This is a genomic window from Pseudoduganella sp. R-34 (assembly GCF_049904655.1).
GTDB lineage: Bacteria > Pseudomonadota > Gammaproteobacteria > Burkholderiales > Burkholderiaceae_D > Rugamonas.
Window position 1 is genome coordinate 5781676 of record NZ_CP184572.1, and the last position, 11133, is coordinate 5792808.

The window sequence follows — 11133 nt, forward strand, 5'->3', positions numbered from 1 at the left end:
TGCCTCCTTTTGACGAGGCAGCGCGGGCCGCCTCACATGTAATAGATTGCTGCTGCGAGGCCGATGATAAGGCCAAACTTGGTGAACTTGTAGACGGTCTTGTTCCAGGCCTTGAAGGCGCGGCGGTATTTGCCGGCGTAGAAGGAGACGCGGAACAGCTTCGACACCAGGCCGACCTGGTCGCCCTGCTCGTTGGGCGAAGCGGCGGCAGTCATCATGGTGCGGCCGAGGAAGCGGTTGATCGCCTGCGCCCAGCGATAGCGCATCGGACGCTCCACGTCGCAGAACAGGATGATGCGGTCGCTCTCGGAACCGTTGATGGCCCAGTGAATATAGGTTTCATCGAAGATCACGCCCTGGCCGTCGCGCCAGCTATGGCGCTCGCCGTCGACGTCGATGAAGCAGCGGTCGTCGTTCGGCGTGGCCAGGCCCAGGTGGTAGCGCAGCGAGCCGGCGAACGGGTCGCGGTGCGGATTGAGCTTGCCGCCCGGCGGCAGTTCGGCAAACATGGCCGCCTTCACCGACGGGATCGCGGCCAGCAGCGCATAGGTCTGCGGGCACAGTTCCTGGGCCGAAGGGTGGCTGGCGTTGTACCACTTCAGGTAAAAGCGCTTCCAGCCATTCTTGAAAAAGGAATTGAAGCCGGCGTCGTCGTTCTTTTCCGACGCCTTGATCTTCTGCAGGCGCAGCAGGTTTTCCGCTTCGGCGCGGATCACTTGCCAGTTGTCTTCCAGCGGCTTGAGTTCCTTGAAGGTGTCAACCGGCAGGTAGGGCGTGGATGGCACGCGCGAGAACCAGTGCATGAAGATATTGATGGGGGCCATGAACGACGAGTGGTCGAACAGTTGGCGGCCGATCGGGAGACGTACCTTGCCACGGAAGTGGATATGCAGGACGGACAGGATGTAAAAGCCGACAACAGCCCATTTCATTGCGAAACCTCGGAAAGATCCAAACCTGCGATTCTACCGCAGTCTGCAAAGTGAGTATTTGTGAATATCGCAACAATGTAAGCATGCTATCGTGGCGCGCATGACTTGTATTATTTGCTACGCCCCATTGAAGACCGGCCTGTCAGGCTGGCACCGGACCTGCCCCGGCTGCGCCTACGAAGGCGCAGCCCATTCCGCCACACCCGCGACAAGCGACGAAGACCTGCGCGAAGCGTCCCTGAATGCGCTGCGCCAGGAGAACTGCCGCACCATCGTCGCCCTCACCCGCCAGTTCGCGGCGCCGCGCGCCAACACCTTGCTTGACGTGGGCAGCGCCCATGGGTGGCTCCTGGAGTCGGCAGCCTGCGCGTTCGACGTGCTGGGGGTCGAGCCGGACGAAGTGCTGGCCCGGCAGGCGAGCGAGCGCGGGCTGCCGGTGCGCCTCGGCTACTTCCCCCAGGCGCTGGCGGACGGGGAGCAGTTCGACATCATCGTGCTGAATGAAGTGATCGAACATATCCCCGATATCCGCGCCGCCCTGCGCGACTGCCACCAGCACCTGGCCCCGGACGGCACGCTGGTGCTCAACCTGCCCAGCAGCCGCGGCCTGTGCTACCGCCTGTCCAAGCTGTTCGCGCGCGCCGGGCTGCATGGCCCGTTCGACCGGCTGTGGCAGAAAGGCATGCCTTCGCCGCATGTCCATTACTTCAACCCGGCCAACCTTACCAGGCTGGTGGAGCGAGAAGGCTTCACGCTGCGCCACAGCAGCGAACTGGCCGTAGTGAAAAAGCAGGGCATGTGGCGCTGGATGACCGTGTTTGGCCAACTCCATCCATTCAAGGCGCCGCTGCGCTACCTGGGCATGCGCTGGCTGCTGCTGCCGCTGATGCGGCTATTCCCCAGCGATATCATGGTGTGCATCTACCGCAAGCGCTAGGCATCAGGCGCTGCGCCACAGCGCCAGCGCTTCCCGCGCCACCAGGCCTGGCTGCTCCTCGGGCCAGAACAGCTTGCCGCCTTCGATGCGGCGCACGCCCTTGCTGTTGCCGAATGCCTGCTCGAGATAGTCGGCGCCGCGCGGCGGGAAGATTTCATCGGCCATGCCCCACAGCACGCGCACCGGCGCCGTGCTGGCCTTCAGGGCGGGCTTGATGCCGTGCAGGGCATTGCGTTCCAGCGCAGCGATGTAGCCGTGCAGGCGCTGCGGGTTGTCGACCAGGGGGCGCAGGTAGGTTTCGAACACCTCGTCCGCCAGCGCGGCCGGCCGGGCGTAGCAGATGCCGCCCAGGCCTTCGGGCGAGCGCGCCTTGTCCTTGTCGGCCAGCCAGGGCGCCAGCCACTCCTGCGCGAACTTGCCCTGCTTTGCCAGTTCGATCACCGGCTGCATGGCCGGCGGCGGGCAATCGAGTTCGGTGTCGCAGTTGGCAAGCAGCAGGCTGCGCACGCGCTCGGGATGCAGCACCAGGAACAGTTGCGCCACGGCGCCGCCGCTGTCGCTCGCAACCACGTCAACCTTCTCGACGCCCAGCTTGTCGAGCAGTTCGGCCAGCATGGCGACCTGGCCTTCCGGATCGAGTTTGGCTTGCGGCGCCGGTTCGCTATGGCCAAGGCCAAGAAAGTCCGGCGCGATGCAGCGGCGATGCGGCGCCAGGCGCGCTATTGCGCCGCGCCACTGGAAGCTGTTTAGCGGCAGGCCATGCAGGAACAGCGCTGCCTGCGGGCAGCGTCCGCGCTCGACCACCGCAACGCGTCCAGCGCTGGTGGCCACAAAGCGCCGCGAGGCGCGCCACGCACGCGCATCGCGCGCCGCCTCGGCCCGCAGCGCCGCATCGGCGGGCGCCAATTCCTTCGCCGCGCCCGCGGCGCTGGCAGGGCGCGCCACGCCGGCCGCAGCGGCGAATGCAATGGCGGCTTTCAAAAGGCTTCTGCGATTCATGCTCATCTCCTGCAAGACGGGTTTCGATGGGATGCATGATCGGGCCGGGTCTGATGCGAAGCAATGACCTCCGAGGTCATGGAAGCGCAGCGCAAAACCTTGTTACCATGGCCACATGAATGCAAACCCGCTTCCGATCGCCCACGTCGGCGCCCTGCTGCGCGAGTGGCGCTCCGCCCGCCGCCTGAGCCAGATGGACCTGGCGCTGGACGCCGGCCTCTCCACACGCCACTTGAGCTGCATTGAAACCGGCAAGGCCCAGCCCAGCCGCGAGATCCTGGCGCGCCTCGCCGACACGCTGGAAATGACGCTGCGCGACCGCAACTCGCTGCTGGTCGCCGCCGGCTATGCGCCGCGCTACACGGAATCGGCGCTGGCCAATCCCGAGCTGGCGCCGATGCGGCGCGCGATCGAAGCAATGCTGAAGCAGCAGGAACCCTACCCCGCCTTCCTGATGAATCGCCACTGGGATATCGTGATGGCGAACGGCGCCGCCGTCCGCATGAACCGCTGGCTGCTGGGCGGCCGCGACAGCCCGCACCGCAATATGCTGCGCCATGCCTTCGACCCGCAGGACTTGCGTGCCGTACTCGTAAATTGGGAGGAAATCGCGGGCACCCTGCTGGCCCACCTGCACAAGCTGGTCGCCACGGCGCCCAGCGACGCGAAGGCGCGCGAGCTGCTGGAAGAAGTCCTGGCCTATCCGGGCGTGCCTGAAAAATGGCGCCAGCGCGACCTGCGCGCCGTGCCCGCGCCGCTGCTTGAAACCGTATTCGAGCGCGACGGCCGGCGCGTGGCATTCTTCTCCACCATCACCACCTTCGGCACCCCGCGCGACGTCACGCTGGAAGAACTCCACATCGAATCGTGCTTCCCGGCCGACGAAGCCAGCGCGGCATTCTGCAGCGCCCTCCAAGAGGATCCGGCAAATTAGCCGCGCTTCCGCCTGCGCAGCCCTGCGATGGCAACCAGGCCGATGCCAAACAGTGCAGGCGCCGCCGGTTCAGGCACGGCAGCCATTTCCAGCTTGCCATCCCATCCTTCCGCCTCGATCAGCGACTCGTCGCCAGTCACCGGATCGACGCTGCTGCGATCCCACTCTGTCATGAAAGTCTTCCTGGTAAAAGCCTGGCGCTGCCACAAGGAGCCTGCAAGTGCCGCATCCATGGCCGTATCGAGAGCCAGCCCTGCGCCCTGATAGCGAAATATGTAACCGGTGAAAAAGCCCTTGCGAGTGATACCGGTCGCGTCGTCAGAATCCACGTAACTGATGGTAGTGAAATTGAAGTAGCCTGTATAGCTACCATCGCCATTGACCTGGAGCCGGGAAATCAGGCCTGCACGGGGAGGTTCCGTGCTTCCCGTCCGCCGCTGGTATGCATCGTCGTACGGCGAGCGGAAGTCTGCGGTGTCCAGATCGAACCAGCAATGCGAGTTATGCGCGGTCCCGGAATAGCTGCCGAAGCAGCTCGACGGCGTCAGACTGGAGCGCATTGTCCCGCCAAATGGGGTGAAGACTTCCGAGTCTTCCAGAGTGCCCGCTCCCGTGGACGTCCAATGAACTGCGGAAGTGACGTTAAAGCTGCTTGTAATGCCAGCATGCGCCGGCGCGGCAAGGGCCAGCAGCATGGCCGGCAAAACGAAAAGTTTCATACTTTATTTGCAATTGGTAAAAAATAAAGTATGAACGGAAATTAACAAAAAGAAAACTCACCTTTGCAGAATTGCAACAGATTAATGAGCGTTCCATCGAACTTCGGCGAGACCCTGCACGCCGGGACGCAGCAGCAAGACCGAGCCGGGCCAGTCGTCGCCGGCACTGCCCGGGTCGATCGAGGTCACCAGCAGCGTGGACAGGTCGGGACCGCCGAAACTGCACATCGACGGCTTGGCAAACGGCAGTGCGATTGCCCGATCGAGCGCGCCGCCCGGCGTGTAGCGCTGCAGCAGGCCGCCGTCATTGGCGCAGGTCCAGTAGCAGCCGTCGGCATCGACAGCGGCACCGTCGGGACGGCCTTTCTGCGTTCCCAGGTCGAGGAAGATGCGCTTGTTGTGCGGCGTGCCGCTGCCGATGTCGTAATTAAAGGCCCACACCATGCGCCGCTTCGGGTGCGAGTCGGACAGGTACATCACGTCGCCGCGTGGCGAGAACGCCGTGCCGTTCTGGGTCAGCATGCCGGACACGAAAGGCGCAGACAGCCCTTCCGCGGCGGTATAACGATAGAGCTGGCCGACCGCGCGTTCCGCCGCCATGTCCATGAACATGGTGCCGGCCCAGAAGCGTCCTTGCCGGTCGCAGCGGCCGTCGTTGAAGCGCATGCCCTGGCCCAGCTCGGAAGATGGCGGCGCAGCCAGGCGCTCCGCCGATACGCTGCCGTCATCCTGCAGCACGAGGTGGAAGATGCCCGTCTCCATGCCTGCGATGAAGCCGCCGCGCGCGGCGGGCGACAGGCAGGCCACCATCTCCGGGGCCTCCCAGAAGCGGGTCGCGCCGCTGGCGTAATCGAGGCGCCAGATGCGGCGCGCCGGAATGTCGACCCAATACCAGGCGCCCTCGTCCGCGTGCCAGGTGGGGCTTTCACCCACCGTGCAATGTACACCGCTTACTTTTTCCATCAGAGGTCAGTGATTTCCTTGTGCGCAGGCACCAGCGCCTTCATGATGCACCAGGCGAGCAGGTAAGCCAGTGCGCAGAAGGTGAACATGATCATGTAGCCGGTCTGGATCTGGCCCAGCGCGTTGTAATAGTCGAACAGCTTGCCGGCCACCTTGGTGATCAGCACGCCGCCCAGGCCGCCTGCCATGCCGCCGATGCCCACCACGGAGCCGACGCTGTGCTTCGGGAACATGTCCGACACGGTGGTGAACAGGTTGGCGGACCATGCCTGGTGCGCCGAGGCGCCGATGCCGATCAGGATCACCGGCACCCAGATGCCGAGGTAGCCAAGCGGCTGCGCCAGCAGCACCGCCAGCGGGAAGAAGGCGATGGCCAGCATGGCGCGCATGCGGCCGTGATAAACGCTGGCGCCGCGATTGATGAAGAAGGTCGGGAACCAGCCGCCGCCGATGGAGCCGAACATGGTCATCGAATACAGCACCGCAAGCGGCACCACCATTTCGGTGGCCGACACGCCGTATTGGGCCGACATGAACTTCGGCAGCCAGAAAAGGAAGAACCACCAGACGCCGTCGGTCAGGAATTTGCCGACCGTGAAAGCCCAGGTCTGGCGGTAGGCCAGCAGCTTGAACCAGGAAGCCTTGCGCGCAGCGGCGCCGGCCGGCGCTGCCGCCGGAGCATCGGCCGCATCGCTGTTGATGTAATCGAGTTCCGCGCGCGACAGGCGCTTCTGCCTTGACGGCGCATCGTAGAAAACCAGCCAGAAGCCCATCCAGAGGAAGCCGATTGCGCCGATGATGATGAAGGCGGACTGCCAGCCCCAGGCCTCGGCGATCAGAGGCACCGTGATCGGCGCCAGGATCGCGCCGATATTCGCGCCGGAGTTGAAGATGCCGGTGGCGAAGGAGCGCTCCTTCTTCGGGAAGTATTCTGCGGTGGCCTTGATGGCGGCAGGGAAGTTGCCTGCCTCGCCCAGCGCGAGCACGGCGCGGCCCACCATGAAGCCGGCCACCGATACGGGTACGGCGGCAATGCCCACCGCAGCGAGGACGTTGGAGAACGTGGCGCCGATCGGCACCGAGTAGGCGTGCAGGATCGCGCCAAGCGACCATACGACAATGGCCAGCACGAAGGCGCGGCGCGTGCCCATCCTGTCGATCACGCGGCCGGCGAACAGCATCGAGATCGCGTACACGAACTGGAACACGGCGGCGATGTTGGCGTAGTCGGTATTCGACCAGCCGAATTCCTTCGACAGCGCGGGCGCCAGCAGCGACAGCACCTGGCGATCAAGGTAGTTGATGGTGGTGGCGAAGAACAGCAGGCCACAGATGGTCCAGCGGTATTTGCCGATGGCGGCGGCCGGTTCGGCCGCCAGGCCGACGGCTTGCGGGTTGGGCTGATTCATAGTTTCTTGTATTCGAAAGCGGCCGGCGTCTCCTCCGGCCGTACTACTCAATCAAACTGCCGTGCGCAGCTCCCCATCCACGATGCGTGCCAGGCGCAGTGGATTATCGTCCTGCAGGGCGGCCGGCAGCAAGGCCGCCGGCACATTCTGGTAGCTTACCGGACGCAGGAAGCGCTCGATGGCCGTGGCGCCGACGGACGTGGTGCGGGTGTCCGAAGTGGCCGGGAACGGGCCGCCGTGCACCATCGCGTGGCAGACCTCGACGCCGGTCGGAAAGCCGTTGAACAGCACGCGGCCCGCCTTGCGTTCCAGCGTCGGCAGCAGCCGGCCCGCCAGCGGATGGTCGTCGGCCGTGCAGTGCACGGTGGCGGTCAGCTGCCCTTCCAGGCTGGCGGCAAGGCGCAGCATTTCGGCTTCGTCGCGGCAGGCGATCAGTACCGAGGCCGGGCCGAAGACTTCTTCCTGCAGCGCGTGGCTGGCAACGAAAGTCTCCGCGTCGACGCGGAACAGCGCAGCCTGGGCGGCGCAGCCGGCGCCCTCTTGCTGCCCCAAGGCCAGCAGCTTGACGCCTGCGGCATCGGACAAGCGGCCGACGCCGGATTCATACGCCTTGTGGATGCCGGCGGTCAGCATGGTGCCGGCGCCTTTCGGCTGCAGCGCAGCGGCTGCGGCTGCGGCAAAGCGGTCGAAATCCGGACCGGCCACGCCGATCACCAGGCCTGGATTGGTGCAGAACTGGCCGACGCCCATGGTCAGCGACTCGACGAAAGCGGCGCCCAGTGCTTCGGCGTTTGCAGCCAGGACCGCGGGCAGCATGAAGACCGGATTGATGCTGCTCATTTCCGCATAAACCGGGATCGGCTCATGGCGCGCGGCGGCGGTGCGCATCAGGGCCGTACCGCCCTGGCGCGAGCCGGTAAAGCCGACAGCCTTGATCGACGGGTTGGCAACCAGCGCCTGGCCAACCACGCGGCCATCGCCGTGAATCATGGAGAACACGCCTTCCGGCATGCCGCAATCGGCGACCGCCTTCTGCACGGCGCGCGCCACCAGCTCGGAGGTGCCAGGATGGGCGGCATGCGCCTTCACCACGACCGGGCAGCCGGCGGCCAGCGCAGATGCGGTGTCGCCGCCCGCGACAGAAAACGCCAGCGGGAAGTTGGACGCGCCGAACACCGCGACCGGGCCGACGGCGATCTTGCGCAGGCGCAGGTCTGGGCGCGGCGGCGTGCGCTGCGGCAGCGCGGAGTCCAGCGTGGCGTGCTGCCAGTGGCCATCGCGCACGACTTTTGCGAACAGGCGCAGCTGGTTGACGGTGCGGCCACGCTCGCCTTCCAGGCGCGCTTGCGGCAGGCCGGTTTCGGCCATGGCGCGCTCGGTCAGGGTGGCGCCCAGCGCATCGATGTTGCTGGCGACCGCCTCCAGGAAGGCGGCGCGCGCTTCCGGCGTGGTGGCGCGGTAGGCGTCGAAGGCCTGTTCGGCCAGCGCGCAGGCACGCTCCACATCCGTCAGGTCGGCCTGGCCGAACGGCGGCTGCAGGTTTTCCCTGGTCGCCGGGTTGAAGGCCAACAGCGTGCCGGCAGCGCCGCGCACCAGTTGCCGGCCGATGATCATTTCACCGGTGATCTGCATTATTGAGCACCTTGCTTCTTGATCAGGGCCAGCAGCATGGCGTCTTCTTCCGCGGTCAGGTCCGTCAGCGGAGCGCGTACCGGGCCGCCGGAATGGCCAACCAGGCGGGCGCCGGCCTTGACGATCGACACGGCATAGCCGGCCTTGCGGTTGCGAATGTCCAGGTATGGCAGGAAGAATTCATCCAGCATGCGGTCGGTTTCGGCGGTATTGCCGGCTGCGGTGGCGTGGTAGAAGTCCATCGCCAGCTTCGGCACGAAGTTGAACACGGCCGAGGAGTAGACCGGGGTGCCCAGCGCCTTGTAGGCGCCGGCATACACTTCCGCAGTCGGCAGGCCGCCCAGGTAGGAGAAACGGTCGCCCAGCTTGCGGTAGATCTGCACCATCAGTTCGATTTCGCCCACGCCGTCCTTGAAGCCGATCAGGTTCGGGCAGCGCTCGGCCAGGATCGCCAGCGAATTGGCGTTCAGGCGGCAGTTGGCGCGGTTGTACACGATCACGCCGATCTTCACGGAGGCGCACACCTGGGCCACGTGTTCGATCAGGCCGTCCTGGCTTGCCTCGGTCAGGTAGTGCGGCAGCAGCAGCAGGCCGTCGGCGCCCAGGCGCTCTGCTTCCTGCGCCAGCGCGATGGCCTGGCGGGTCGGGCCGCCGGTGCCAGCCAGCAGCGGCACCTTGCCGCGGCAGCTTTCCACGGCAACCTTGATCACCTGCGAATATTCAGGAGCGGTCAGCGAGAAGAACTCACCGGTGCCGCCAGCGGCGAACAGTGCGCTCGCGCCGTACGGAGCCAGCCAGTCCAGGCGTTCGGCATAGGTTTTGGCGTTGAAATTGCCTTCAGCGTCAAAGTCGGTGATCGGGAAGGACAGCAGGCCGGACGACATGACTTTCTTGAGTTCTTGCGGGGACATGGACATCGTTGACTCCTAAGTGTGGTTTTTGCACGAATCGAGCGCGAGCTCAGTTGTAAGTCATCGTACAACCTAGTTTAAGCGAACGCAAGCGAAAAAAGGGGACGTCCCCCTTTTTTTATGCGGCGTTTTCGAAACGTTGCTGGGCCTGCAACAGGCGTTCGCGCGAGTTGGAAAGGTGGGTGCGCATGGCGGCGCGGGCAGCTTCCGGATCCTGGCGCTGGATGGCGCGGAAGATGTCTTCGTGTTCGCGGTGCACGCGTTCGAGGTAGTCGGCCGGACGGTCCTGCGCCAGGTTGGCGGTGTTGACGCGCGCGCGCGGAATGATCGCCTGTCCGAGCTGGCCGAGGATGTCGACGAAGTAGCGGTTGCCGGTGGCCTTGGCGATCACCAGGTGGAAGCGCCGATCGGCTTCCACCGAGGCGCGGCCCTGCTCCATCGCCTGCCGCATATCTGCCAGCGCCTGCGCCAGTTCAGCCACCTGCTCGTCGCTGCGGCGGGTAGCAGCCAGGCCAGCGGTCTCGGTTTCCATGCTGATGCGCAGTTCGAGAATGGCCAGCACATCGCGCACGGTGACGATGCTCTCGGCATCGATGCCCAGGCCACCGCTGTTGCGCGGCTTCTCCAGCACGAAGGTGCCGATGCCGTGGCGGGTCTGCACCAGCCCGGCCGCCTGCAGGTGCGAGATGGCTTCGCGCACCACGGTGCGACTGACGCCGTGCTGCTCCATGATGGCCGATTCGGTCGGCAGCTTGTCGCCGGGTTTCAGCACGCCGCTGTTGATGCTGCCGCTGATCTGTTCGACCACGCCCTGGGCCAGGGTGTGTCGCTTGCGAGGGAGAATAGTCATGGCCTCCATTATACATGCAAAAAAGATGTCAGACATCCTATCAGAGACATCTCCGGCGTTTGGCAGCTGTTGCTTTCTTGCGAAATTGGCCGGACCAAATTAAAATCGGTCGACTTCTCAAGGGACCTCGCATGAACAAAAAAACCGTTGCAACGGAGCCGAATCCAGCAGCCGAACAACGGCTGTACCGCGTGGTCGCAGCCAAGATCCAGGACCTGATCCGCGAAGAGAACATCAAGCCCGGCACCCGCCTGCCGGCAGAGCGCGACCTGGCAGCGAAACTGAGCGTCAGCCGCGCTTCGCTGCGCGAGGCGCTGATTGCCCTGGAGCTGTCCGGCATCGTCGAAGTGCGTGGCGGTTCGGGCGTGTACGTCAGCGAAAAGGCTTCCGCTCCTTCCGACGTGGCCGAAGGCGGACCGGGTCCGTTCGAAGTGCTGGCGGCGCGCCGCCTGATCGAATCCGAAGTCGCAGCCATTGCAGCCAAGATGGCGACCGATTCCGCGATCGATGCGATCCTGCGTGCGGCGGCCGAGATGGAGCAGCACCACTCTGACCGCGCCACCAATGAACAGGCCGACCGCAACTTCCACCTGGCGATCGCACGCGCTACCGGCAACACCGCGCTGGTGGGGGTGGTCGAAACACTGTGGAACCAGCGCGGCACCATGTGGCACAAGCTGAAAGAGCACTTCCAGACGGAAGAGCTGCGCCAGAACACGCTGGACGACCATCGCAATATCGTGGCGGCCATTGCTGCGCACGATGCGGCCGGCGCCCGCCAGGCCATGCGCGCCCACCTGGAACGCGTTACCAAGACCTTCTCACGCGGCTAAAATAATTTGGCCTG

The 11133-nt window shown here is 65.0% G+C and carries 11 protein-coding genes; 3 read left to right on the top strand and 8 right to left on the bottom strand.

What is annotated here, in order from left to right:
• Nucleotides 1–32: 32 nt before the first annotated feature.
• Entirely contained in the window at nucleotides 33–932 is a 900-nt protein-coding gene (lpxO, locus tag ACN9MW_RS26575) for a lipid A hydroxylase LpxO (protein ID WP_426164536.1), read from the bottom strand.
• Nucleotides 933–1032: 100 nt separating this feature from the next.
• Here lpxO and ACN9MW_RS26580 point away from each other — a divergent pair, with 100 nt between their 5' ends.
• Nucleotides 1033–1869 (top strand): methyltransferase domain-containing protein, encoded by an 837-nt coding sequence (locus ACN9MW_RS26580; protein ID WP_426164539.1) that lies wholly within the window; start codon nucleotides 1033–1035, stop codon nucleotides 1867–1869.
• A gap of 3 nt (nucleotides 1870–1872) precedes the next feature.
• Here ACN9MW_RS26580 and ACN9MW_RS26585 read toward each other — a convergent pair whose 3' ends face one another.
• Nucleotides 1873–2868, bottom strand: a complete 996-nt coding sequence (locus ACN9MW_RS26585) for an alpha/beta fold hydrolase (RefSeq protein ID WP_426164541.1) — start codon at nucleotides 2866–2868, stop codon at nucleotides 1873–1875.
• Nucleotides 2869–2983: 115 nt separating this feature from the next.
• Here ACN9MW_RS26585 and ACN9MW_RS26590 point away from each other — a divergent pair, with 115 nt between their 5' ends.
• Nucleotides 2984–3802 (top strand): helix-turn-helix domain-containing protein, encoded by an 819-nt coding sequence (locus ACN9MW_RS26590; protein WP_426164543.1) that lies wholly within the window; start codon nucleotides 2984–2986, stop codon nucleotides 3800–3802.
• On the opposite strand, the gene ACN9MW_RS26595 is transcribed toward ACN9MW_RS26590, so the two are convergent.
• The 6 genes from ACN9MW_RS26595 to ACN9MW_RS26620 form a co-directional block, all read right to left on the bottom strand.
• Nucleotides 3799–4521 carry a PEP-CTERM sorting domain-containing protein gene (locus tag ACN9MW_RS26595; protein ID WP_426164546.1) on the bottom strand — a complete coding sequence of 241 codons (723 nt, stop codon included), beginning with the start codon at nucleotides 4519–4521 and terminating at the stop codon, nucleotides 3799–3801. The two genes, ACN9MW_RS26590 and ACN9MW_RS26595, sit on opposite strands and share 4 nt — an antisense overlap.
• An 81-nt stretch (nucleotides 4522–4602) precedes the next feature.
• Nucleotides 4603–5484: an SMP-30/gluconolactonase/LRE family protein gene (locus ACN9MW_RS26600; protein ID WP_426164548.1), complete on the bottom strand. Its 882-nt coding sequence runs from the start codon at nucleotides 5482–5484 to the stop codon at nucleotides 4603–4605.
• Nucleotides 5484–6893 carry an MFS transporter gene (locus ACN9MW_RS26605; RefSeq protein ID WP_426164550.1) on the bottom strand — a complete coding sequence of 470 codons (1410 nt, stop codon included), beginning with the start codon at nucleotides 6891–6893 and terminating at the stop codon, nucleotides 5484–5486. The genes ACN9MW_RS26600 and ACN9MW_RS26605 overlap by 1 nt, the downstream gene beginning before the upstream one ends.
• Before the next feature lie 51 nt (nucleotides 6894–6944).
• The gene (locus ACN9MW_RS26610) at nucleotides 6945–8525 is read right to left on the bottom strand and encodes an aldehyde dehydrogenase (NADP(+)) (protein WP_426164552.1); all 1581 of its coding nucleotides are present in this window, start codon (nucleotides 8523–8525) and stop codon (nucleotides 6945–6947) included.
• On the bottom strand, nucleotides 8525–9436 hold the full coding sequence (gene kdgD / locus ACN9MW_RS26615) for a 5-dehydro-4-deoxyglucarate dehydratase (RefSeq protein ID WP_426164554.1): 912 nt from the start codon (nucleotides 9434–9436) through the stop codon (nucleotides 8525–8527). Before kdgD ends, ACN9MW_RS26610 begins: the two co-directional genes overlap by 1 nt.
• A gap of 118 nt (nucleotides 9437–9554) precedes the next feature.
• Entirely contained in the window at nucleotides 9555–10286 is a 732-nt protein-coding gene (locus tag ACN9MW_RS26620) for a FadR/GntR family transcriptional regulator (protein ID WP_426164556.1), read from the bottom strand.
• Nucleotides 10287–10417: 131 nt separating this feature from the next.
• Between ACN9MW_RS26620 and ACN9MW_RS26625 the strand changes: the two genes are divergently transcribed.
• Nucleotides 10418–11119 (top strand): FadR/GntR family transcriptional regulator, encoded by a 702-nt coding sequence (locus tag ACN9MW_RS26625; RefSeq protein ID WP_426164558.1) that lies wholly within the window; start codon nucleotides 10418–10420, stop codon nucleotides 11117–11119.
• Nucleotides 11120–11133: the final 14 nt, after the last annotated feature.